Origin of the sequence: Psychrobacter faecalis, assembly GCF_016107575.1 — a bacterium.
Classification (GTDB): domain Bacteria; phylum Pseudomonadota; class Gammaproteobacteria; order Pseudomonadales; family Moraxellaceae; genus Psychrobacter; species Psychrobacter faecalis.
Map to the genome: position 1 here is coordinate 36,884 of NZ_JABAST010000014.1, position 23,408 is coordinate 60,291.

Annotated in this window: 19 protein-coding genes; 11 read left to right on the forward strand and 8 right to left on the reverse strand. The window is 44.2% G+C overall.

Annotation, left to right across the window (positions count from 1 at the left end):
• Nucleotides 1-43: 43 nt before the first annotated feature.
• Nucleotides 44-1,576: a hypothetical protein gene (locus JFC07_RS06345; protein ID WP_191691660.1), complete on the forward strand. Its 1,533-nt coding sequence runs from the start codon at nt 44-46 to the stop codon at nt 1,574-1,576.
• 71 nt (nt 1,577-1,647) lie between these two features.
• On the opposite strand, the gene JFC07_RS06350 is transcribed toward JFC07_RS06345, so the two are convergent.
• From JFC07_RS06350 to JFC07_RS06370, 5 genes are all read right to left on the reverse strand, one after another.
• Nucleotides 1,648-1,797 (reverse strand): DUF2256 domain-containing protein, encoded by a 150-nt coding sequence (locus tag JFC07_RS06350; RefSeq protein WP_082894404.1) that lies wholly within the window; start codon nt 1,795-1,797, stop codon nt 1,648-1,650.
• A 27-nt stretch (nt 1,798-1,824) separates the two neighbouring features.
• Nucleotides 1,825-2,835 carry a beta-propeller domain-containing protein gene (locus tag JFC07_RS06355; RefSeq protein ID WP_191691658.1) on the reverse strand — a complete coding sequence of 337 codons (1,011 nt, stop codon included), beginning with the start codon at nt 2,833-2,835 and terminating at the stop codon, nt 1,825-1,827.
• A 223-nt stretch (nt 2,836-3,058) separates the two neighbouring features.
• On the reverse strand, nt 3,059-3,550 hold the full coding sequence (locus tag JFC07_RS06360; RefSeq protein ID WP_198328669.1) for an META domain-containing protein: 492 nt from the start codon (nt 3,548-3,550) through the stop codon (nt 3,059-3,061).
• Nucleotides 3,551-3,896: 346 nt separating this feature from the next.
• Nucleotides 3,897-5,003 carry a lipase secretion chaperone gene (locus JFC07_RS06365; protein ID WP_068406695.1) on the reverse strand — a complete coding sequence of 369 codons (1,107 nt, stop codon included), beginning with the start codon at nt 5,001-5,003 and terminating at the stop codon, nt 3,897-3,899.
• Nucleotides 5,004-5,175: 172 nt separating this feature from the next.
• Nucleotides 5,176-6,246, reverse strand: a complete 1,071-nt coding sequence (locus tag JFC07_RS06370; protein ID WP_068406697.1) for a lipase family alpha/beta hydrolase — start codon at nt 6,244-6,246, stop codon at nt 5,176-5,178.
• Nucleotides 6,247-6,618: 372 nt separating this feature from the next.
• Between JFC07_RS06370 and map the strand changes: the two genes are divergently transcribed.
• Complete coding sequence (gene map, locus JFC07_RS06375; protein ID WP_369811258.1) at nt 6,619-7,410, forward strand: type I methionyl aminopeptidase; 792 nt, start codon at nt 6,619-6,621, stop codon at nt 7,408-7,410.
• A 146-nt stretch (nt 7,411-7,556) separates the two neighbouring features.
• Nucleotides 7,557-10,343 (forward strand): [protein-PII] uridylyltransferase, encoded by a 2,787-nt coding sequence (glnD, locus tag JFC07_RS06380; protein ID WP_198328670.1) that lies wholly within the window; start codon nt 7,557-7,559, stop codon nt 10,341-10,343.
• Between the two features lie 165 nt (nt 10,344-10,508).
• Here glnD and JFC07_RS06385 read toward each other — a convergent pair whose 3' ends face one another.
• Nucleotides 10,509-11,177, reverse strand: coding sequence for a hypothetical protein (locus tag JFC07_RS06385; protein ID WP_068406706.1), 669 nt, complete (start codon nt 11,175-11,177; stop codon nt 10,509-10,511).
• Nucleotides 11,178-11,490: 313 nt separating this feature from the next.
• Here JFC07_RS06385 and dapC point away from each other — a divergent pair, with 313 nt between their 5' ends.
• The 6 genes from dapC (at nt 11,491) to JFC07_RS06415 (ending at nt 19,318) form a co-directional block, all read left to right on the forward strand.
• Nucleotides 11,491-12,765, forward strand: a complete 1,275-nt coding sequence (gene dapC, locus JFC07_RS06390; RefSeq protein ID WP_191691654.1) for a succinyldiaminopimelate transaminase — start codon at nt 11,491-11,493, stop codon at nt 12,763-12,765.
• Between the two features lie 296 nt (nt 12,766-13,061).
• Nucleotides 13,062-15,158, forward strand: coding sequence for a DUF294 nucleotidyltransferase-like domain-containing protein (locus tag JFC07_RS06395; RefSeq protein ID WP_191691652.1), 2,097 nt, complete (start codon nt 13,062-13,064; stop codon nt 15,156-15,158).
• A 59-nt stretch (nt 15,159-15,217) separates the two neighbouring features.
• The gene (locus JFC07_RS06400; RefSeq protein ID WP_191691650.1) at nt 15,218-15,829 is read left to right on the forward strand and encodes a 3'-5' exonuclease; all 612 of its coding nucleotides are present in this window, start codon (nt 15,218-15,220) and stop codon (nt 15,827-15,829) included.
• 65 nt (nt 15,830-15,894) lie between these two features.
• Entirely contained in the window at nt 15,895-17,952 is a 2,058-nt protein-coding gene (locus JFC07_RS06405) for a D-alanyl-D-alanine carboxypeptidase/D-alanyl-D-alanine-endopeptidase (protein WP_191691648.1), read from the forward strand.
• 99 nt (nt 17,953-18,051) lie between these two features.
• Nucleotides 18,052-18,576: an ABZJ_00895 family protein gene (locus JFC07_RS06410; protein WP_191691646.1), complete on the forward strand. Its 525-nt coding sequence runs from the start codon at nt 18,052-18,054 to the stop codon at nt 18,574-18,576.
• A 181-nt stretch (nt 18,577-18,757) separates the two neighbouring features.
• Nucleotides 18,758-19,318, forward strand: coding sequence for a DUF421 domain-containing protein (locus JFC07_RS06415; RefSeq protein WP_198328671.1), 561 nt, complete (start codon nt 18,758-18,760; stop codon nt 19,316-19,318).
• Nucleotides 19,319-19,484: 166 nt separating this feature from the next.
• On the opposite strand, the gene JFC07_RS06420 is transcribed toward JFC07_RS06415, so the two are convergent.
• On the reverse strand, nt 19,485-19,931 hold the full coding sequence (locus JFC07_RS06420; RefSeq protein ID WP_144296396.1) for a DUF2147 domain-containing protein: 447 nt from the start codon (nt 19,929-19,931) through the stop codon (nt 19,485-19,487).
• A 275-nt stretch (nt 19,932-20,206) separates the two neighbouring features.
• Here JFC07_RS06420 and rlmH point away from each other — a divergent pair, with 275 nt between their 5' ends.
• The gene (rlmH, locus tag JFC07_RS06425; protein WP_068406749.1) at nt 20,207-20,695 is read left to right on the forward strand and encodes a 23S rRNA (pseudouridine(1915)-N(3))-methyltransferase RlmH; all 489 of its coding nucleotides are present in this window, start codon (nt 20,207-20,209) and stop codon (nt 20,693-20,695) included.
• A 116-nt stretch (nt 20,696-20,811) separates the two neighbouring features.
• Nucleotides 20,812-21,732 carry a DODA-type extradiol aromatic ring-opening family dioxygenase gene (locus JFC07_RS06430; protein WP_198328672.1) on the forward strand — a complete coding sequence of 307 codons (921 nt, stop codon included), beginning with the start codon at nt 20,812-20,814 and terminating at the stop codon, nt 21,730-21,732.
• A 99-nt stretch (nt 21,733-21,831) separates the two neighbouring features.
• Here the strand turns inward: JFC07_RS06430 and JFC07_RS06435 are convergent, their stop codons facing one another.
• Nucleotides 21,832-23,325 carry an amidase gene (locus JFC07_RS06435; RefSeq protein WP_198328673.1) on the reverse strand — a complete coding sequence of 498 codons (1,494 nt, stop codon included), beginning with the start codon at nt 23,323-23,325 and terminating at the stop codon, nt 21,832-21,834.
• Nucleotides 23,326-23,408: the final 83 nt, after the last annotated feature.

Sequence of the window (23,408 nt, forward strand, 5' to 3'; positions counted from 1 at the left end):
AGCCGCCAAGATTTTACATTTTTCATTCAAGGAGAGATAAAAAATGAAATCATTTAAATTAGCATTATTAGCCATCACTACTTCTCTGCTCTTACAAGGATGTAATGATGATTCCGATTCCTATCAGCCACCTTCACAGCCACCTGATATTAAATCTGAAATGACAGGACTTTGGACTAGCAATGATACCGAAAGTGATCTTTTGGCTCTAGCTTTCTTCGAAGATGGTTCTTATATTCATGTAGAGGTAGAAAACAAGCCTGAACCTCTATTAAGACAAGCTTTTACAATCCAGTCAGGAAACGTTGCAAATGATGGCATGGAGTGGGGGAAATATACTATAGACAATAAAACAGGAGCATTGAAGGTTAATCAAATTTTCGATGATAATGGTGAAAACGGTCTATCAGAAAACCTGACTCAGTATATTTCAGTATCTGAAGGGATACTTACCATTCAGATTGATGAGAATAATAATGGCGTTATAGATAGCAATGAGTCTTTCAGTTTCTCAAAAGCTAAAAATGACGGATATTTAGGAATTTGGAGAGGCGAGGAAACAGAGGACGAGTTAGAGTCAGTTGCTTTTTTTGAAGATGGTACTTATATTCAGCTTAAAGTTGATGCAGAAAAATCATTAGATAACCCAGAAAACGGTATGGAGTGGGGTAATTATACCGTTGACGCTAACACGGATAGATTGGAAACCAGTCAAATCTTTGATGATAATGGTATCTCAGGATTTTCAGAACCTCTTACACGCTACCTTAAAGCATCTAGTGGCGAACTTACACTTGACGTTGATGAGAATCAGAATGGCGTTATAGATGAAAATGAATCCTTTGATTTTTCGAAAAACAGACCTATTGTAATGCCAACGTCTAAAAAACTTATAGGGCTTTGGGAAAATAAAGATACTAGCAATGATTTATTAGCGTTAGCATTCTTTGATGACGGCACCTATGTTCATATGGAAGTTGACGAAAGGCCACCTTTTGACAACCCTAATAATGAGAAGTCTGGTATGGAATGGGGTAGATTTACTTTAAATGATAAAACAGGAGAATTAAAAGTAAATCAGATTTTCGATAATAATGGCGACACTGGATTATCAGATATTCTTATCCGATACGCTCGAATATCTGGTGACACCCTGACTCTGGAAGTTGATGAAAATAGAAATGGTGCAATAGATAATGATGAGTCTTTTAAATTCGAAAAGGCCAAGTCTGAAAAAATAGTAGGACTTTGGAGAAATAAAGACACTAACAATGAGCTATTGGCATTAGCATTTTTCGATGATGGCACCTATGTTCACATGGAAGTCGACAATGCACCACCTTTCGATAATATGGATAAAGAAATATCCGGTATGGAGTGGGGAAACTATACTATCAATGGCATAACAGGAGCATTAACAGTTAATCAAATACTAGATAACAATGGTAGTACTGGATTGTCAGATGCTCTATCTCGGTATGTAAGAGTAAATGATAAACGACTGACGCTTGAAGTTGATGAAAATAAGAATGGCATCATAGACGATGATGAGTTTTTCCATTTTCAGCGCCAGTAATGATCAAAACCAATTGTAATTTTGAAAGTAAAGTTTAGCCACTTTAATAAGTGGCTAAACTCTTTGAGTCATTAATATTCATTATTTACCTTCCCTCGCCGACACTTTTCAGAACAATAAGTCACCTGCTCCCAATCCCTCTCCCACTTTTTGCGCCACGTAAACGGTCGCTGGCAAACAGGGCAGATTTTTTGCGGTAGGTTTACTTTTTTGTGCGCCATGATATTTACCTTTACATTAAAAATTTTTTACCGACCCCAAATCGGTGAGCGCACAACGCCGCCCGTCTTACTGCTAATCGCGTAGCTTGAATGGCCAGCTAAAGAATGAATCACTAAACTGCTACCATTTTGACCGCTCACTTGCGAAAGCTTTGTGGGATAAACGGCGTACTGTGCAGAAGGCGACAGGCGCGCGGGCTCATCAAGTCCTGTCTCAGCTAGATTAATTACTTGCCCTGTCACAAGTGTCATTACCGCCGCCTTACGACCATTAAGATAGGCTAAATACTGTCCATCCAAGCTCAGTTGCGGACTGGCCGCATAGCCTGCGGTCGGTATCAATGTCGCCTTACCGGTAGCAAAGTGATAACGATAAATACTGGGACGACCAGCGCGGACTTTATCGCTGGTATAAACAAAGCTTTGCCCATCGTTTGCATAGCTTGGCTGCACTTCTGTGCTCGGTAAGGTTGTGAGCTGTTTGGTATGCCCGTCACTTAAGCGCATCTCATAGATATCAGCATTGCCGCCGACGGTTGAGCTATAAAGCAGTTTTTGCCCATTAGGTGAAAATGATGCTGATAAGTTACTGCCCTCAGTATTGACGATTAAATTTTGGGTGTTGCTGTTGCGATCATAAGTATAAATCTTGGGAGACTGGCGCGCGACTTGTTTGCTATAGACGATCATTTGACCATCCGCAGACCACGCTGGCGCATAAATATAACCATTCAACTGATCTATCAATTGGCGGTCGCTACCATCAGGACGAATGCTATATAGCGTTGATATCTTTGCTGCGCCTGCTCCCTGCTCTTCGACATAAGCGATGCGCCCTTGCCGATCTATCGCTGGCATGCGCGCCGTTAGAGGATTACTCGCACTTGTATCAATAGGTGTTTTGGTTGCATGATTCGCTTTAGCCATCGTACTTGGCAACGTTTGACAGCCCGTTAATAGACCAAAAGCCGTTATCGCCGTGATGCCAGTTATTGTGCGTAGGTTGACAGTTGATTTTTCTCCAAATATTTCTAACATAAATGACATCCAATAAAATGCTGATAAATACAAAATGAGAGTTTTGATAAGGTTAAAAAGTTGATGGCATAAGAAATATCTTAATGGCTTAAACATTTGACCTTAGCGACTTATGACAGTGTAGCGGAAAGCGTCACGAATTTTAGATAAAAAAAATGCCCCACTGTTTAGTGAGGCATTTTTAAATGGTCAGATTTTAAAACGTTTATATTAAACGATTAACTTATTTAGAAACGGCTTTAAAATGAGCCACTTGATTGCTATTAGTAATCGTCAAGATAGGTGTGTTATTGGCATTCTTATTAATGCTATATTTACCTTGTACCGTTGCAAGTGTCGCTGTATCAAAGCTGGCTTGTGGCTCAGGGCACGCCATCATTGTTGATAAAACATTACCGAGTACGACATTGCCATTTACCACACTATAGTTGGCACCCATATTATTGCAGGTATTGATAAAGCTCACGCGGTCATTACCGTTATCTTTAAAAAAATTAAGCGTCAATGGTTTGCTTGGATCAAAGAATAATTGGCTAACTTTGTCGCCATTAGTGCGCTTAGCATCGACAAGCTGCCAGTTATACGCTTGTAGGGCGTCAACAGTAATTGGCTGGTTCACAGGCGCGGTCACGCTAGGTGTGGTTTGGCAGCCAGCAGCAGCAAGTGTACCAACCGCAAGGGTAGCAGCCATCATCATTTTAGTCATGTTTTTCATATAAACTCCTAGAGGTTTCAAATATAAAAATAAGAGTGCAAAGGTAAAAAAATATTGTTTTTATCATATTAAGCAGCATTTTCTCAGGTTAATGTGCTCTGCTTAATGTGTTTTTATCGTTAGTCTAAACAGTGAGGTTATTATGCCCATTTTTCATAAGCCTGTCATGATAGATTGAGTACCAATTACCGCTATATTTGTTCTACTTTATAGCTTTTTTGCTAACATACCTTGTTACAATACCTATTCCCTGCTAGCACTTTAGCTAATAACACTATTTAGAGTGCTGATAATTCAATTTCACCGTTAAATACTTTTTATTTTTACCTAAAAATTAACATCGGATTTAATTGGGAGTTGCAGCCTTTTGTTGTTGCAAAGCGGCATAACCTGCCAAACGTTTGCGTTCAGTCTCATTAAATAATTGCTGCTCCATTTGACTGATTCGGGCTTGCGCTTGCGTTTTATCAGCGCTTTGACTTAGTAGCTGCTGTTTTTGAGCTTGATACTGCTTAAAACGCTGATCAAAATGAGCATCTTGTTGATCGACCTGCGCAAGCCTTGCTGCTGCTGGCGCGCCAACCAACTCACGACGCATATTATATAACTCTTCAGCCGTTGCACCCATTGCTTGCAGCTGCTCTGTACGACTAAGTAACTCCTCCAGATTCGCCTGCTGAGCGATGTTGGCTTTGGTCGCATTATTGGGCATCCGGCTAATATAATCTTGCTTTGCCGCTTTTTTTTGGGCGTCAGACATTTGCTTATCTTGGTTAATTTTGACCATCGCCATACTATAATCATCATATTCATCTTCTGCGCCAAAAAAGGCGGTGATAGTATTTTTATCAAAATACTGCTGGCGTAATTTGGCAACATCTTGCTGCTGCTGCGCCACCACACTTAAATCCAGCTCGCCATTTTTGGTCGCCTGTAGTTGCAGATTGCCATAACGGCTTTCTATTGCAGGAATCGCTTTAAGATAGGCGATGTACTGGTCAAATATCTTCATCGCTTGGCTGGCGGCAGGCTCTGGCGTATGACTGCGGATATAACTCTCCACCCGCGCATAAACAACCGCTTCGTCCTCTTCGCCTAGCGCTGACAGAAAATAATCAAATAAACGCCGTAGCCCTTCGGTGACGACCAGCTGTTTATTTTCATCAATGATAATCTCTCCATCGACCTCCGTTCCTTGCAAGGAGCGCGGTAAATTCTCAAGACCCGTCGTAAATTGAGAAGCGTCTTGCTTAGCGAACGTGCCAACATTATTATTAACATTCGCCTCGTCTATGATGCTGACATTGGCTTGGCTATTCAGCGCCGTAGACTCTGTTTGAGAAAAAGGTTTGCGAGCATTATCGGGCTTAAACCACCAAATAATCGCCACAACTAAAATGATTATCACGGCGATAATGATGAGCAAAAATGGTGAACGGCGCTTAGTTGGCATAACGACACTATCTTATTTAATCAAGCGGTTTATAAGGAATTTACTATTCATAAAATGGGGCAAAATAAAAGGGCCCGTTACATAGTGACCCTTTTAGGCAAAAGCGGTTTATTTGCTAATTTACATTTAAGCCTTAATAATTAAATTTAATTACTAAATTTAGAAATTGGTTTTATAAATTGGCATTTTTTAAACGGTTAACCTGTTCGCGATAAACAGTTTTAGGATTAGGTTGTCCCCATGCGACCAAGCCTAATAGTTGATTGACCGAATCCATATGATTCATTTTGTAATCATCGCGGATGACATGACCTAGACGGCTTGAACAAGCAGAAACCAACCCATCATTTGGGTCATTTTTAAATACTTGTGAGGTCGCTAATAACACATAATCCATCGGGTCTAGCGCATTGGTTACTTGCCCGACACCACTGAATGAATAGTAGTTGATACCGTTTACCTTGGTATCTTTTGGTTGACCACAATAGCTTGAAGGCATGGCCGCTGGGAACTCGCGGTTAAAATCCGCCATATAGTCAGTTGATAAGGCGGTAACCGCACCAAACCCGTCTTGCTCTTGCAGCTTATCGATAGGGATGCCAGCGTTTAAATCCATAAAATTACCTAAGAAACCAAACAAGGTAAGCGCGGCTTTGGTAGCAGTATTATACTCACCATTGACTCTGTCATTATCAATCTGCTCAACCACCCAATCGGCTAATGCCGCCCCTTGCTCTGGGCTGGCAACTGCCGTCACTGACGCCACATACTTTGGCTCAACAGCAGCAACATAACGAATATCATGCCCGCCATGACTATGCCCGATTAAGTTCACCTTGGGGCTACCAGATATCGCGCTAATGGTTTTTACTTGCTGTAGTAGCTGCTCGCCGCGCACTCGGCTATCATTAAAAGAAGAGGTCTTGGTCGCGTAGACTTTTGAGCCGCCACTCATCAGGGTTTGCGGAATGCCATAAAAGTAATCGACACCGAGTAGCTTGGTAAAGCCGACCAGACCATGAGTCATGACAATGGGATATTTGGTATCAGTATGTTTTGAGGTGAAAAATTTGCTATCGACCATTTTACAGCCGGTGGCATTGGCGCAATTATAAAATTGTCCCGCTGCTTGAGCAGAAGTGGTTTGTAAGGTCATGAGGAGCACACCGACAGCAATAGCGCCAAGTGAAGGTAGAAAGGCGCTGGGCATTATGGCAGCGCGCAGGCGAGATTTTAGAGTCATAACAACTTCCTTGTTATTGTAAAATAAAAGTGTGAAGCCATTTTTATGCGGCTTATCTTTAACGTTTATTCTTCTTTAACGTTTAGCTATTGCATCCTGCACTAAGCGCTAAAAATCGTTGCCAATTCATTTAGCAAACAAAATTACAATACTTCTATCATCTACAACATTCAACTGCTTTTTGACATATGTGTCATATTTCCATGACTTTATAGTCACGTATCTACATATAAATAAGCTGAGACAGTTAATATCACTATAACGCTAGGCTTGATAAATGCGTACAAAGTTGCTAAGGGTTAGCAGAACAGCGACGCTTGCATTTATGGTATAATTGCCTACCTAAATTCTATAACTATAAGTACGACTATGATGACCAAAAAATCCCTTATCCAATCTCCTGAAGCCATAGAAAAAATGCGCGTGGCCGGTAAACTTGCCAGCGATGTGCTTGTAATGCTCGATGAGCACGTCAAAGTTGGCGTCAGTACCGAAGCATTGAACCAAATCGCTCACGATTATATCGTTAATGTGCAAGAAGCGATTCCTGCGCCCCTTAACTATAATGGCTTCCCAAAATCTATCTGTACCTCTGTCAACCATGTGGTTTGTCACGGTATTCCAACCGACAATAAACTACTAAAAGATGGCGATATCATCAATATTGATGTCACGGTTATCAAAGATGGCTATTACGGCGATACTTCGAAAATGTGGATTGTCGGCAATGGCTCTATCATGGCGCAGCGTATTTGCAAAGTGGCACAAGAAGCCCTTTATGCCGGTATGAGCGTGGTCAAAAATGGCGCGCGCTTAGGCGATGTCGGTGCGGCTATTCAAGAAGTGGTCGAGCCTGAGCGCTTTAGTATCGTGCGCGAGTTCTGTGGTCACGGTATTAGTAATGAATTCCATCACGAGCCGCAAGTCATGCACTATGGTAAAAAAGGCACAGGCTTTGAGCTAAAAACCGGTATGACTTTTACCATTGAGCCGATGATTAACCAAGGCACGTGGCAGACCAAAATTTTACCGGACGAATGGACGGCGATTACTAAAGACCGCAAGCTGTCAGCACAGTGGGAACATACCATGGTGGTGACGGACAATGGCTGTGAAGTCTTTACTACGCGCCCCGAAGAAGACTTAAGCTTTTTGACCCAGTAATACTTAAAAAGATCGCCTAGGCGGTCTTTTTTTTGCCTGAAAATTCAGGCATATTGGCGGTGCTATTTTTTGTTTTTCAGCGTGATATTTGCATTCACCCATTTTTTTAGCGCCTCTATTTACAACCTCTTAATCGGATACCCTTCATGTTTACTTGTGATGTCGCGACCATTGATTTGACGCCTATGCCTCTATTATCAGACCATAGCACTACAACCGATAGCGCGACGTCGCTCAGTAATCGCGAGCAAAATATTTCTAAGCACAGTATTTCTAAGCACAGTATTTCTAAGCACAGTATTTCCGAACAGAGTATTGCTGAATGGCTGATTCAAATCAATGACGATATCAGCCGCGAGCTCGAACGCGGCGTCAATATCCGCCAATTGGTAGCGGCTCGTGCCTGTGTCATCGATGAGTTACTCATTGCGTTGTTCAAATGGTTTGAGCTTGATAAAACGGACTTAGCATTATTTGCCACTGGCGGTTATGGCCGCGGTGAGCTGTCGTTATATTCAGATGTCGATATTTTGCTGCTAACGCCAGACGAGATTGCGGCTGATAATAAAGAGAAAATCGATAATTTAGTGGCACTATTGTGGGATATTGGACTTGAGCCTGCCCTATCGGTGCGCAGCGTCAGCGAATGCTTGGAGGCGGCGCTCGACCACACCGTTGCCAGTACTTTACTAGAGGCGCGGTTGTTAGTCGGCAATGAAGCATTGCAAGATGTGCCCCATAGAATCGTCAATACCCAGTGGTCGCCACGTGATTTTTATGAGGTGAAAATCGCTGAAGCAAAAGCGCGTTATTTGCAGCACAATGCCACCGAGTACAATCTTGAGCCTAACATTAAAACGGCGCCCGGTGGTCTGCGTGACATTCATATTATTGGTTGGGTGACCAAACGCTACTTTCGCGTCAGTAAGCTTTATGACCTGGTGCAGCAAAACTTTTTGACCGAAAAAGAGTTTGATGAGCTTAACTTTGCCGAAGGTTATTTATGGCAAATCCGCCATTATTTGCATGAGCTGACTGGGCGCAATGAAAACAAGCTGCTATTTGATTATCAGCGTGAAATTGCGCAAATGATGGGCTATGAGACGCAGCCTGACGACCAACCAAATGCTGCCGTTGAGCGCTTTATGCGCGATTATTATCGCTGTGCCATGCAGATATCGACGCTATCTGAGATGCTGACCAATCATTATTATGAGACCATTATCGAGCCGCAACTGCCGGATGAAGAACGACCAAAAAAACATCCGATTAACGCCCGCTTTAACCGAGTCGGCGAACAGATTGCAATATCGCATCATCGCGTCTTTGCTCAGCACCCTGAGGCGATTTTAGAGATGTTTTTGCTGATGGGTCAATACGGTATCAAAAACGTCCGTACCCATACCTTGCGTGCGTTAAAAATAGCGGCGCGCGGCATCGATCAAGCGTATAGAGACAACCCGTCGCATCAAGCGCTATTTTTAGCCAATTTAAAAGAGCAAAATTATTTATTTCATCGCCTGCGTACCATGAATCGTTACGGCGTTTTGGGCAGCTATATCCCAGCTTTTGCGCAAGTAACGGGGCTGATGCAGTACGATTTATTTCATCGTTATACCGTTGATGCGCATACGTTATTTTTGATTCGTATTTTGCACCGCTTTACCGATCCGCGCTTTTTTGAGGACTTTCCACTGGTCAGCTCTATCTTTCAGCGTATCGAGCGCAAAGAGATTTTGGTGCTGGCGGCGATGTTTCATGATATCGCTAAAGGCCGCGGCGGTAATCATAGCCAGCTTGGCGAAACAGAAGCGATTGAGTTTTGTCTTGCTCATGGCATGAGTACTGCGGACGCGCATTTGGTCGGCTGGTTGACCCGCTATCATTTGCTGATGTCGATGACAGCGCAGAAAAAGGACATCTCAGACCCAGAAGTGGTGACGCTATTTGCCGATTTAGTCGGAAATGTCACCCATTTAAACCATCTGTATGTGCTGACGGTCGCCGATATGAATGCCACCAATCCCCAGCTTTGGAACAGCTGGCGCGCAACCTTGATGAAGCAGCTGTATTCACAAACACGGCGTATCCTGCGCGCTGATATTGACGCCCCAACCAACCGCCAAGATATGATTAAAGCCACGCGCAAACAGGCGCTGGCGATGCTTGATAATGTCGATAATCAGCACATGAATCGCGAAGAGGTTTTAAGGTTATGGGATGACTTGGGCGATGAGTATTTTTTGCGCGAGATCGCAGAAGATATCTTGTGGCATACTGAAGCCATCTTAAACCATCCGCCCATCGGCCGCGCCTCCGATGCCAATAGTCAGCCCTTGGTCGTGTTACGTGAGCATCGCGAGCTGGCACTTGATGCGGTGCAAGTGTTTGTTTATACCCAAGATCAGGTCAATTTATTTGCCGTTACCATGGCGGTATTTGACCAAATGAATCTCGATGTTTTGGATGCCCGCATCATTACCGCAACGCGTGATTTTGCCTTAGATTCCTACGTGCTGCTCGACCGCAGCGGCACGTTATTGGTCGATACAGACAGCCAACAAGAGCTTAAACAGCGCTTAATCGACGCCTTTAAAAATCCGACGGTGCCCAAGCTTACCAATAGAAAAATGCCGCGCCAGTTGCGACATTTCGATGTTGCTACGACGATTCACTTTGAGTTTAATGAAGCCTCAAATCAGCATATCATGAGCTTAGAGACGCTTGATCAACCAGGCTTACTGGCCCGCGTTGGTCAGGTGTTTTTACAACAACAAATTGAAGTGCATGCCGCCCGTATTACCACGTTAGGCGAGCGCGCAGAAGATATGTTTTATATCAGCGATCAAAACGATCAGGCATTGTCGGCGGATAAACTTGAGACATTGAAGGCGGCATTGATAGCAAGCCTGAGCATTCGTAACGATGGTTAATTGCTATATAGCTGCTTATGTTAGAAGTTAATCGTTAGAAGCTAAATTATAAATACGAAAAACGCTTTATCGTTAACCTTCAACGATAAAGCATTTTTTTAAGACGAAATATCAACGATAGCTTTTGACCAAATATTTATAAGCTACTTATATTAAACGCATACTTTATAAGACGCTTTTATAGACCATCTCGCTTGCCATCTCTTTAAGCTCCTCATCGGCAAGCTCCAACGGCAAAATCTCTGCTTCTACTTGCTGCTGCCCAAGCATCAAGCGCCCAGTGTCCACCTCTTTTTGTAGCAGACGATGCAAACTGGCTAAATGAAATTCGCCGTCGTAGTACTCAAAGATTTGCTGTAAGGAAATCGGGGCTTTGGCATGCACATCATTATAAAGCGTGTCAGCGGCCAAAATGGTCATCTCGTTAAGCGCTTCTTCACGCAAGACATCGACTTGATTGATCTTATTTTGTAAATGCGTGGCCATACGGCCCTTAAAGCCCAACATGACAATAAAAATCAGCGTCTGTACCGCAAATAAACCCATATACTGCCATAAAGGCAATGAGATGTTTGACAGTTTGCTCAGGAGCATAAGCACCATCGCCACCACCACATAGCTGACCAATTGCCAGAGCAGCCACATCATAAAGCTGTTATCGCCAAACCAAAACATCTGCCGCTCTTTTAACAGCGTCAACTGCTGCCGCGCATGCCACCAATTGTGCTCGCGCTGTTTTAGTTGCTCGTATAGCTCAACACGCTGGCTACCCTCAAATTGTTGCACATTGATATCTTTAGCGCCACGCTCATCGGTTTTTAAAACACTAGACATATCAAGTTTCCTTAAATAATCTGACGTTTTTACGGACAGTTATTTTTTGCTTGGTTAATAAATGACGCTATTTTAATTTTATCTATACTTAATCGCATTATTAAAATTGGCCAATCTCAATACGGGTTACCGTCTAAAAAACAAGCGCTATGCAAGGTTATTCACCGTATAAATTGCTTTAAGTGCTGGTTTTAACTCAACAATAAACCGTCTGAGAAGAAAAAAGACAAAAAATAAGAGAAGTGCTACACTGCTTAAATGTAATTTTTCTTTATCACTTTATTATTAATTGTCTATTATAGTTAGCCTACCTATGAATCACAACTTGACGACTCTGCACCCTTATCCGTTCGCTAAGATGGCGACTTTACTCGCGGACAGTACGCCAGCCTATAACTATAGTGAAATTAAGCTCGGTATTGGAGAGCCAAAACACGAGCCGCCAGCATTTGTGTTGGACGTCCTACGCGAAAACTTGGACAAAATAAGCCAATATCCAACCACCAACGGGCTGTTTGAGCTGCGTCAAACCATCGCTCACTGGTTAGAAAAGCGCTTCTTTCTCAATCATCTCGACCCGCATACGCAAGTATTGCCGGTTATGGGTACGCGCGAGGCGATTTTTAGCTTGGTGCAAGCGGTTATTGACCATCCACAAACCGAGTTGTCCGAAGACGAAACCAATCAACTGGCAGCTCATAATCAGCCAAGCGCGCAGCCCTTGCAAAAAGCAGATGAGGCACCAACCATTGTGATGCCCAATCCGTTTTATCAGATATACGAGGGCGCTGCCATACTCGCGCAAGCGACGCCGTACTTTATGCCTTGCAGCATTGATAATGAATTTAAAGGTGACTATCGCGCGGTACCGAGGGACGTTTGGACGCGCACGCAGCTATTGTTTGTCTGTAGCCCAAATAATCCAACCGGTTCCGTCATGACCATGGATGATTGGGAACACTTACTGCGTTTATCCGACCAGTACGGCTTTATCATTGCCAGCGACGAGTGCTATAGCGAGCTGTATTTTGATCGCGCGCCGATTGGCCTGCTGCAAGCTTGCGCGGCGCTCGGTCGTCATAACTTTAAAAATTGCGTGGTATTTCACTCTTTATCCAAGCGTTCAAACTTGCCCGGCCTGCGCTCAGGCTTTGTGGCCGGTGACGCCAATATTTTGCAGCCTTATTTGCAATATCGCACTTATCAGGGCTGTGCAATGCCGATACCGCATCAGCTGGCTTCCATCGCTGCTTGGGAAGATGAAAAGCACGTGGCGCGTAATCGAGCGCTTTATCAAGAAAAATTCGCCTTATGGATGTCCGAGCTTGGCGAATTGCTTGATTTACGCATGCCAGAGGCGGGTTTTTACTTTTGGGTAAAAGTGCCTGAGCAATTTAATGGCGACGACGAAATCTTTGTCAAAGCTTTATATGAGCAAGCAAATATTCACGCGCTGGCTGGGCGTTATCTGTCACGCGAGGTCAATGGTAAAAATCCTGGGCAAGGTTATGTGCGCATTGCCTTGGTTGCCAGCGTTGAGGAAAGCCGTGAAGCCATCAATCGTATCCGTCAATTACTTGGCGCTTAACTTGCCGCTGAAACAACATTTTTAAAGACTGAGTTTAAATGCTTAGTTTAAAAACCTGTCTCAAACATTGGCCAGAAAACCTAAGTATTAAACAATAAATAACACCTCAATATTCAACATAGTATCAGAGAACCACACATAACCACAATATTATCATGGTTATGTGTGGTTTCTTGCTATCTTGCCGATTAAACAATGCTATAGTAGAAATAACGCGACACTTTTTTATATATCCTTATCACTCATAAAATCCCTCTTCCAAAAATTTTGTTAAATATGCCATCAAGGATGATGCCATGCCCCATCTTGATTTTACCCAGCCACCTTTTGACGTATTAAGCGCGGCTGAACGCCAAAGCGTCAGAAAAAATACCCAAATCCGTTATCTTGCTAAAGATGAGCGTTTATCTGCCGCTGATTTAAGCTATTTTTATGTGGTCATTAAAGGACAAATCGAGCAGCTGCTTGCTGGCGAGTTCGTGGCGACGTATTTGGGTAGCAATCATACCGACCATCTAAATAGTAATGATTGGTTTGACAGTCGGCGGTTGCCAAAAACGTTTATAGAAGAGGATAACGAAGCAGCCACTTTCATACCTATAAAAAGTAGCGTCCCTACGAACGAGAATACTGTAACGCCCTACGAGTTTCGTGCGATTGAAGACACCCTGCTGCTGCAAATCAATGGCGCAACCGTTGATAAAATCAGTGCGCAGAATCATTTGGTGCGCCAATTACTCTCAGAAGATTTACCTGAACGATTAAAGGCATTACAGCAGCGGCGCAGCGGGCAAAGCTTAGATGCTAGCTATCATGGCTATAATGAACAGCAAGAAGTGCAGCAAATCATGATGCAGCCTGTAATTGATGTCAGCTTATTACCCGTGCATATCATTGATGCCACCAGCAGCCTCTATGAGGCGGCACATATCATGACCAAAGCTGGGCTTAAGCATGTGTTGGTGCGGCCGCTCGACCAATCACACCCTGCTGAAAAGCAAACATTAGATAATGATTTAAAAACAGATTTAGACCGAAACTTAGACCGAAATTTAGACAACAACCTAGATAGCAGCTTAGTTACTGATAGCGCCAATACGCAAACTTCCAATAACTATTCTGGTCGTACGTTAGGTATTTTAACCGATACCGATATCTGCCGCGCGGTAAGCGACCAGCAAAACCCTGCGACGACGCCTTGCCAGCGCTATGCAAGTTTCAATCTGCGCACCATTGATGCGGACGACGAGATTGGCGATGCGCTATTGACCATGACGCGCTACCGTATCCATAGACTGCCAGTGATTGATGCCAACGGCGAGGTTGCAGGCGTGCTTGGGCAAAGTGATATGCTCGCTCATATTGGTCATCATTCGCAGCTGATTAGTCTGCAGATTGAGCAAGCAAAAGATTTGCCGAGCTTGGCTACTGCGGTTGAGCTCATTGGGCGCTATATTCGCGCGCAGCACCAAAATGGTATCAAAATTGGTAATGTCAGCCGTATGGTACAAACCCTTAACGCGCAAGTTTTTACCAAACTGTGGCAACTTATCGTACCTGATGAAGTGATGAAAAACACTTGCGTTATCGTCATGGGCTCAGAGGGTCGCGGCGAGCAAATCATGCGTACCGACCAAGACAATGCGCTGATTATTCGTGATGGTTATAGCCATTCTGACTTAGCTCAGTTCGCTGAAACCTTTAACCATCATTTAGCAACCTTGGGTTATCCGCTTTGCGATGGCAATATCATGATGACCAATCCGCTGTGGCGGCAGCCGCTCAAACAGTTCAAAGCGCAGATTAGCTTATGGTTTAGAAATACCGACCCGATACACAGTATTTATTTGTCGGCCATATTTGATGGCGAATATGTCTGCGGCGATGAATCGCTACTGACGAGTGTGCGCGAGCATTTAAAAATTGCCCATCGCCAGTCAGATTTGATGTTTGTCCGTCAGTTCGCTCGTGCCGCTTTACAGTTTGGTGATGTCGGTCAATGGTGGCAAAAGTTTGTGCCGCTCCTTGGCGGTAAAAAAAGCGCCTACGATATCGATCTTAAAAAAGCTGGTATTTTTCCGCTGGTGCATGGCATTCGTACTTTAGCCTTAGAAAACGATATTTTTGATGCGCCGAGTAGTAAAGGACGCCTTAAAGCCTTGGTACAAGTGCGCGCCTTAAACCAACAGCGCGCTGACACTTTGCTTGAAGCATTAGAGTTTTTTATGGCGCAGCGTTTGTCAGTGGCGCTATCAACAGATGATAAGCATGCGCGGCAAGTTGATCCGACCACTTTATCGGCACTCGAGCGAGACTTATTAAATGAGTGCTTGGCCGTGGTCAAAAGCTTTAAGGGTCAATTAAGTCGCCATTATCAGCTAGAGTTTAATTAAAATACATACGTCAGCTGATAAGAACGCTGCGAGAAAAAATAAAGGGGAGCAAAAATAAGATGCGTTGGCTAAAACAGTTATCGTCTCATTGGCAAAAGACCCATTTGCAGCGCCCTGAGCTGGCATCGATGTTTAATAAACCTTTAGCTGATAAATGGGTCGCGATTGATTGTGAGATGACAGGACTCAATCCAAAAAAGCATCACCTGCTATCTATCGCTGCCATTCATATCAATGGCGATAGCATTGATACAGGTAACGGTCTGCATCTGGTTTGTCGGCCGCCAGTAATGCCTGATCGTGATACCATTGTGATTCATGGGCTGCGCACTGCCGATGTTGAGCATGGTATGAGCTACGATGAAATGCTGGCGTTAGTACTGCCTTTTATAGACAATCGACCGCTAGTTGGTTTTTGCCCGCAGATAGATACAGGGTTTTTGAATCCTTTGGTCAAGCGCTATATGGGCACCACGCTACCGAACCAGGTCATTGATATACGGCAATTATACAGTCGGCGTATGGGCGATCGTACGCAGGGTATTCCCAATCAATCACAGCACTTGACCAATATTTTAGCGCATTATGAGATCCCAGAGCTTGGCACGCACGATGCTTATAACGATGCTATCATGACAGCCATGGCATTTTTGCACCTACGCCAACGCTGATACTACGTGAAAATAGCAACTCATGTTACCATAGGCTGTTTTTGTCACCTGATAATAGACCGCTCATGCTACCCACTTCTAAGACTCATAACCGCCCTACCGCTTTTGCTAAATTAGCGCCTTTTTCTAAGCAACCATATACGCTACATAAGCCTGCTCACTACCTAGCATCACTGACCTTATTGGCGAGTGTTATACTGACGCCGCTATGTGCGCAAGCGGCTTTGCCAGAAGCGATTCAGACAGCGCTTACGCGCGCAAACTTAAGCGCGACCGATATTAGTATTATCATCACCCCAGTCGGTGATAAAACTGCGAGCCGCTTGCCTGCGCCCATTCAGGTAATTGATAGCCCTAAAGCCGCTAATCTGCCAGAATCGTTAACTACTGGCAATGACACTGCTGAACCTGAAAGCATCCAAAAACAAACGACTCAAAATAATAATATTAATGCTAAAGAAATAACGGTACATCAAAGCGCCTTAGTGACGATTGAAAAACAGACGATTAAGCAACATGCAAGACAGCTGCACGCTTATACCGATGACCCTTATACCTATCAAAGTATAGAAAGCGTGCCACCGCTACTGCCAGATGACGCTTTAAAACTCACCAAAAATCCTACTAAGAATGAAAGCAGCAAAAACAATAACGACAAATCGACTGCTCATAATCCCGCTATCAAAATTTCGTTTTCACCGCTATTAAGCCATCAAGCCGATATTGCGCGCACGCCTGCCAGCACCATGAAACTGGTGCCAAGTTTTATCGCCTTAGATACATTGGGTGCTGACTTCGTTTGGCATACCCGCGTTTATCATACGGGTATTATTATTGGCGATACGCTCTATGGCGACTTGATTATTCAAGGCAGTGGCGATCCAAAAATGACCCACGAACGCTTACAGCAACTGCTTTATAAAGTGCAAACGGCTGGCATCCGCCATATCAACGGCGATATCATCGTCGATAGTAGTGTGTTTAAAAACGTCACCAAAGACCCTGCAGCCTTTGACAACTCGCCACTACGTCCTTACAACGCCAGCCCCGATGGTTTTTTGGTCAATTTTAGCAGTGTCGGTATTCAGAGCTATCCGCTAGACAATACGCGCGCGCAGCTAACCTACACACCGCAATTGGCAAATTATCAATTGCCAAGCATGATAAATATGCGCTCGGCTGCTTGCGGGCAAGCGCGCTATAGTATTGCGCCGCAGTGGCAAGCGGCACAATTAACGCTTAATAGCAATTTGCCAGACAGCTGCGGCGAACATGCTTTTTATGTCGCCTACCCTGATGCCAAAGATTTCGCCGCCCGCGTCATTGCCTCTAAATGGCAAACACTTGGCAATACCTTAAGTGGCAAAGTCATCGCTCAAGAAACGCCTTATCATGCCAATGAAACTGCCAATAAACAGAAAAAATCGCCACATGGTTTGGCAGCGATTGCCATGTCACCCTTGCCCGTCGTCAGCTATCCTTCTTTAAACCTTAAGCAGCAGATTTATGATATCAATCACTTCTCTAATAACGTGATGACCGAACAAGTAGCGCTTTCTATCGGCGCTTATAAAACAGATGTGAATAAAAACGACACGCATCAAGAAAGCGTTAATAAGCAAGGCACTGATACCGATAAAACAATTAACAATCAAGCAATCAGCTTATATCAATTTGGTCAGCCAACAGCGACCGACTATCCGCAAGCGCTGCAATCAATCAATCAGTGGTGGCAAACCAACTTAACTACTACTCCGCCGCATTTGACCAATGGCTCAGGACTCTGCCGCGATTGCAGCATCAGTGCCGCCAACTTAAGCGAGCTGTTGACCTACGCATACAACCAACCAAGCTTTGATGCTTATGTGAGCTCGCTAGGCATTGCTGGCGTCAGTGGCACCATCAGCGCCCATAGTGACCGTTTACCCAAGTCGCAAGCCATCGGTCGCGCTTGGATAAAAACGGGTACCTTAAATAATGTCACCTCGATGGCAGGCTATGTCAAAGGTTTGTCTGGGCAAGACTATGTGGTAGTCGGACTGATTAATACCGATCATGCGCTTAATACCTATACTGCCCGTACCGTATTAGATAGCATGTTAGATTGGACAGCACAGCATTGACAATATCGACCACACTGATAGAAAGCATTAATAAAAATCAGCGTTCATGCTTAATATGTTTTAACACTCTATGCTTTACCCTTTATAAAGGTTATTTTTATGTCACGCAAACCAATGCAGCTTAGCAAGCGTCTTAGTCCAGCAAAAGATGGTCAAACAGCGGGCAATACTTCTAGCAACCTAAACGTAATGCCGCCTAAAATGGCGCCATATATCGGATTCTTTGCGGTGGGTTATGTTTTGGCCAGCGCCATATTTATGATGGTGCAAACCAAATTTGCCCTAAACTCACAGCTGGTCACTGTCGTATCCATCATCGTCGGCGCTTATATCGCGGTGCATAAATTTATTAAGCATCAACAGCGCGCGCTAGATAAAAAGGAAATCAATCGCTTGATGTTTGGCGGCGTTGCGGTGGTTTGGCTACTTACCATAGTTTATTTCTTAGGTATCTGGTTTTTCTTATTTGATGCCGTAAGCCGTGAGGTATTAACCGAGATGGCTATACAGCGACCGCTACCGCTGCTTTCGGCATTGGTGATGATATTGGTGTTGAGCTTAGTCAGCGCGCGTCTTAGTATCTTATTAATCAACCGCCTCCTTAATCCTAAGCAAAGCCGTTAAGCATAAATTTATTGAACGACCATCGCTGCCCTTAACTCGCTACTAAATGCTCAAAAATACAACCTCATACAAACTTTTTGCCCTATTAATGATGAAATTCCGTTACGCTGTTTGTAGCCAAACCATATTTGCTAGCGACAAAATAGCGGACAGTATTTTATGATTAATAGGAGCCCAGATAATGGACATGCTGCTTTTTGACAATATAGAAAAACTTGGGCGCATTATCTTAACAGCGGTCATGGTTTATGCGTTAATTGTGTTAATTACCAAAGTATCTGGCAAACGCTCAACCTCGCAGCTTAATCACTTCGACTGGATTGTGACGGTGATGATTGGCTCTTTGAGCGCCAGTACGATTTTACTCGAAGAAATCCCGTTTATCGAAGGCAGCGCCGCTATTGTGACCTTGTATTGTTTACAGTTTTTAGTGACTAAATATGCTTCTGTCTCGGTCAGTTTTAGTCATCTTATTTTATCGGAGCCGCGGATTGTTTTTTATCAAGGGCAATTCTTACCAGATGCCATGCGTAATGAGCGCCTAACGCGTCAAGAGCTAGAAAGCGCGATGCGTTCTGAAGGTATTAATAGTTTTGATGATATCGAAGCGATTGTTTTTGAGTCAGATGCGACATTGACGATTATTCCAAAACCTACGCCCTCGAATAGTAAAAACGACGAGCAACAGAGTGATGACGGCGTATCAGAAACCATCAAGCCGCTAATGTCAAATGATGACTAGGAAAGATGCTCTAAGCGCTTTAAGGTGATAGCGTTTTAAAATAAAAACATTGAGTTAAAATCTAAAATTTAAAACATGAAAAAAGGACAGCACATCTCAATCTGCTATCCTTTTTGTTTTATAAGCTTGCTTTATAAATTTGCTTTTATAAGAGCACTGGTAAAAACTACTTAATGCGTTGCCAGGTTTGCGAGCGACCAAAGACAGGTGTACCGACATAACCGCGCAGTTTTAAGCTTTGGCCATTATCACTCAAGGTTAGCTTACCAGAGTAAGTTTTTCCCGACTCAGGGTCGACCAGCTTACCGTCACTCCACTGGTTATTACCATCGGCTTTTAGACCTGACAGGATCTGTAGGCCTTCAACCGGTTTGTTTTTTAGGCTGCCAGGACATTTGGTACAAAGCGCGTCTGCCTTTTCTTTATTCAATACTTTGATGATTTTTCCTGAAACTTTACCACCGCTTTCGGTCAATTGAATAACGGCTTTTTTCTCGCCGGTTTTATCATCAATGGTTTGCCACTGCGTGCCGTTTAAAGAAGCAGCAAACACAGAGGTTGAGAGTAGCGCACCTGCGCTAAGTGCTAATAGGCTTGATATAGTACGGTTCATGAACGACTCCTTTCGTTTAAATAATATTGCAAACTATCTTATGCTCTATCAAAAAGACGGTACAGGGTTGCTGACGCTTTCTTTACCATTCAACGATAAGACTATGTAAAGATAAGACCATGTAACGATAAAAGCAATGAGTGTAGAAAAGAACAACTGTTGGTCAAATGCTAGTAAAGCATAAAAAAATACTTTGTAAAAGGTCTGTTTGTTACAATACCTTAAGCGCAGAATCTTTTTGTTACATTTAACCCATTATAAAAGTGGTCTATATTATGAAAGTAAGAATATTGAGTGTTGGAAATAAAATGCCCAAATGGGTACAAACTGGTTTTGATGAATATTTTAAGCGTATCCAGCCCATGCTTAATACTGAAATCGTAGAAATTGCCGCCGCTAAACGCGCCAAAAACCCCTCAGACGCCAATTTGGCGCAGTACCGTGAGCAAGAAGGTCAAGCGATATTGGCCGCTCATGCTGCGGCTGGACGCGAGCAATTATGGGTGCTCGACGTAAAAGGTAAAATGCTCTCAACCGAACAGCTGGCTGAAAAATTGGCGGATGGCATGCAGCAAGGCGATGATATTGCGTTGGTCATTGGCGGCGCTGACGGCGTATCGCCAGAGGTATTGGCAAAAGCAGATGTGAAATGGTCGTTATCTGCACTGACGCTGCCGCATCCTTTAGTGCGCGTGGTATTAATGGAACAGCTGTATCGCGCCATGAGTATCAATCACAACCATCCTTATCATCGCGGTAATTAAAACCTTTATAAAAACAGTCATTTGCTATAAAAATCAACCATGCCCTATCAAAAATAATGGCGACGCGTCATGGTAAAACGGATTGAAATATAGGCGCGCGCCCTAATAAATGCACCATGAAACATCCTAAACCTGCGACACCTAAAGCCATGACCGCTGCTTTGCAACCTGAGCGCGAACGTCAAAATACAACAACATCCAAGCCAGCACCCATTACCTCAGCGGCTGCTTGGACAGACGCGTCTGCGCTAGCAACTGCCATAACGCCCTCAAAACAGGCTAAATTGCCCGCGCTATTTATCTCGCATGGCGCTCCGACGCTCGCCATCGAACAATCGGCAACCACCAGTGCGCTGGCACGTATCGGTCAAAACTTGCCCAAACCGCGCGCCATTATCATTATGTCAGCGCATTGGCAGTCGGCTAAACTTGAAATCAGCAGCAATCCGCGACCAAAGACGTGGCATGATTTTTCTGGCTTTGCGCCCGAGCTCTATGAGTTGCAGTATCCAGCAGCCGGCCAGCCAGCGCTTGCAGAGACATTGGCGCAGCAGCTAACGGCGCGCGGTATTACCTGCCGTGTAAACCCTTTACGCGTCAGTGACCACGGGGTTTGGGCGCCGCTTTTACACCTGTATCCTGAGGCTGATATACCCATCGTGCAAATATCCTTGCCACGCCATTATGACAGCATCGCTTGCTATCAGTTGGGCGCGCAGTTGGCGCAATTGCGCGCCGAGCAAATCCTTTTGATTGGCTCGGGCAATATCACCCACAATTTACAGGCGTTACGTTGGCAAGCTGAAAGTATCGATGAGACCGCCAAAGACTTTAAAGTTTGGCTATTACAGCAACTAAAAACGGATATTCCAAGCGCTTTAGATTGGCAGCAATATCCTAATTATCAAAATGTACATCCAAGCGATGAGCACCTATTGCCATTATTTTTTGCTTTAGGTGCCGGTCAACGCGTCTCTGTGGTGCATCAAAGCATGGCGCATCACAGTTTGGGTATGGATATTTATCGCTTTGATTAGTGCTTATCTACTACAGCCCCTAAACTTTTAATCAAAGCGTTTTTGCTAATCTCTACTTTTTAATATAGAAGTTATCAAAACTCTTTTAATCATATAAAACTATTTCTCAAAAGCCGGTTTGGTAAACATGCCAGCACGCTCCATCTCGCCTGCGATACTAAATAGCGTCGTTTCATCATTCATGCGCCCGATCAGCTGCATCCCAATCGGCAGACCTTTTTTACTCATACCAACAGGTAACGACATTGCTGGTAAGCCGGTGACATTACCCAAGATAGTAAAGCCCATTTTACCAAGTACTGGGGCGCTGAGCTTTTCAATCATACCTGAGCTAAAAGCAAATCTGCCCATGTTAATGCCTTTATTGAGCAGGCCTGCGCTGCGCATCAGTGTTTCATCCATACGGCTTGGCGGTAGTACGCCATGCTTGACCGCAGGCGTTGGAACGGTCGGGCATAAAATCATATCGTAGGTCTCAAGCAGCAAACCTGTTTGGTATTGGCTATCGTGCCAGCCATGCTTAGCGTGGGCTAAATTAACGGCGGATAATGAGCGCCCAAGCATCGCCATATTATAAGTCTGCGGCTCAAGGTTTTGGATATGCTGCGCGCCGTAACAACGCTCGATATTATCAATGGTAAAAGCGGTATGGGCACAGACCACCACTAAAAAATCATGCCAAAATTGCTCAATATTAATATTTGGCTCAGCTGGGACCACACGATGACCCATGGCTTCTAGTTGCTTCGCGGTTTTTTCTAATACAGCAAGTACTTCTTTATCGACCTCAGTATTGGAAACCAATGGCTGTTGATGCAGGGCAATGGTTAATTGCCTTGGCGCGCGCATGGCGGCTTGCAAAAACGTGCCGTCGGGCGGTGCAATGACGTAAGGCGCGCCGATTTCTGCGCCGCTAGTCGCATCAAGCATCGCCGCGCTATCACGCACACTTCGCGTAATTACATGGTCAGCGACCGCCCCTTCCCAGCCCTCGCCAATTTTTGGGCCCATAGGGTTACGGCCTCGACTAGGTTTAAAGCCAAACGCGCCGCACCATGCCGCCGGAAAGCGTATCGAACCACCGCCGTCACCTGCGCCTGCCATTGGCACGATACCACTTGATACCGCTGCGGCACTACCGCCCGATGAACCACCAGAGCTATAGCCTTTTTTAAAGGGATTGTGTGTGACGCCATGAGCTTTGGGCTCAGTAGTGATAATCAAACCAAATTCTGGCGTATTGGTTTTGCCAAAGGTATTGACGCCAGTGGCTCTCATACGCTTAACGATTTCGCTGTCGCTTTCTGATACGATATTGACGCTGCGACTGCCCATGGTAATTGGCTCATCGGCAAAATGAAACGACAGGTCTTTGAGCAGATAAGGGACGCCGTTAAAGACGCCTGTTGGCAAGCCTTTTTCTGCAGCAGCATAAGCACGCTCATCAAAGCGGTGGATAATGGCGTTTAATTTAGGATTGAGCGCATTGGCTTGATTCACGGCGGCATCTAACAATTCTTTGGCACTGACTTCCCCTGCATTCACCAGCGCTGCCAACGCTAATGCATCGTACTGGGTATATTCTTTAAACATAACTGACCGTCCTTGGAGAGTGACAGATTTATACTTTTTTAAATTGATGCTTATTTTTTTATAAACACTCACCAGTTTAGTAT

What these genes read in the sequence shown, in the direction of transcription:
- JFC07_RS06435 (WP_198328673.1), bottom strand. Translation starts at nt 23,325, where the DNA reads ATGTTTAAAGAATATACCCAGTACGATGCATTAGCGTTGGCAGCGCTG.
- dapC (WP_191691654.1), top strand. Translation starts at nt 11,491, where the DNA reads ATGAATCACAACTTGACGACTCTGCACCCTTATCCGTTCGCTAAGATG.
- JFC07_RS06385 (WP_068406706.1), bottom strand. Translation starts at nt 11,177, where the DNA reads ATGTCTAGTGTTTTAAAAACCGATGAGCGTGGCGCTAAAGATATCAAT.
- glnD (WP_198328670.1), top strand. Translation starts at nt 7,557, where the DNA reads ATGTTTACTTGTGATGTCGCGACCATTGATTTGACGCCTATGCCTCTA.
- map (WP_369811258.1), top strand. Translation starts at nt 6,619, where the DNA reads ATGACCAAAAAATCCCTTATCCAATCTCCTGAAGCCATAGAAAAAATG.
- JFC07_RS06410 (WP_191691646.1), top strand. Translation starts at nt 18,052, where the DNA reads ATGTCACGCAAACCAATGCAGCTTAGCAAGCGTCTTAGTCCAGCAAAA.
- JFC07_RS06345 (WP_191691660.1), top strand. Translation starts at nt 44, where the DNA reads ATGAAATCATTTAAATTAGCATTATTAGCCATCACTACTTCTCTGCTC.
- JFC07_RS06355 (WP_191691658.1), bottom strand. Translation starts at nt 2,835, where the DNA reads ATGTTAGAAATATTTGGAGAAAAATCAACTGTCAACCTACGCACAATA.
- rlmH (WP_068406749.1), top strand. Translation starts at nt 20,207, where the DNA reads ATGAAAGTAAGAATATTGAGTGTTGGAAATAAAATGCCCAAATGGGTA.
- JFC07_RS06400 (WP_191691650.1), top strand. Translation starts at nt 15,218, where the DNA reads ATGCGTTGGCTAAAACAGTTATCGTCTCATTGGCAAAAGACCCATTTG.
- JFC07_RS06415 (WP_198328671.1), top strand. Translation starts at nt 18,758, where the DNA reads ATGGACATGCTGCTTTTTGACAATATAGAAAAACTTGGGCGCATTATC.
- JFC07_RS06405 (WP_191691648.1), top strand. Translation starts at nt 15,895, where the DNA reads ATGCTACCCACTTCTAAGACTCATAACCGCCCTACCGCTTTTGCTAAA.
- JFC07_RS06350 (WP_082894404.1), bottom strand. Translation starts at nt 1,797, where the DNA reads ATGGCGCACAAAAAAGTAAACCTACCGCAAAAAATCTGCCCTGTTTGC.
- JFC07_RS06395 (WP_191691652.1), top strand. Translation starts at nt 13,062, where the DNA reads ATGCCCCATCTTGATTTTACCCAGCCACCTTTTGACGTATTAAGCGCG.
- JFC07_RS06360 (WP_198328669.1), bottom strand. Translation starts at nt 3,550, where the DNA reads ATGAAAAACATGACTAAAATGATGATGGCTGCTACCCTTGCGGTTGGT.
- JFC07_RS06370 (WP_068406697.1), bottom strand. Translation starts at nt 6,246, where the DNA reads ATGACTCTAAAATCTCGCCTGCGCGCTGCCATAATGCCCAGCGCCTTT.
- JFC07_RS06365 (WP_068406695.1), bottom strand. Translation starts at nt 5,003, where the DNA reads ATGCCAACTAAGCGCCGTTCACCATTTTTGCTCATCATTATCGCCGTG.
- JFC07_RS06430 (WP_198328672.1), top strand. Translation starts at nt 20,812, where the DNA reads ATGAAACATCCTAAACCTGCGACACCTAAAGCCATGACCGCTGCTTTG.
- JFC07_RS06420 (WP_144296396.1), bottom strand. Translation starts at nt 19,931, where the DNA reads ATGAACCGTACTATATCAAGCCTATTAGCACTTAGCGCAGGTGCGCTA.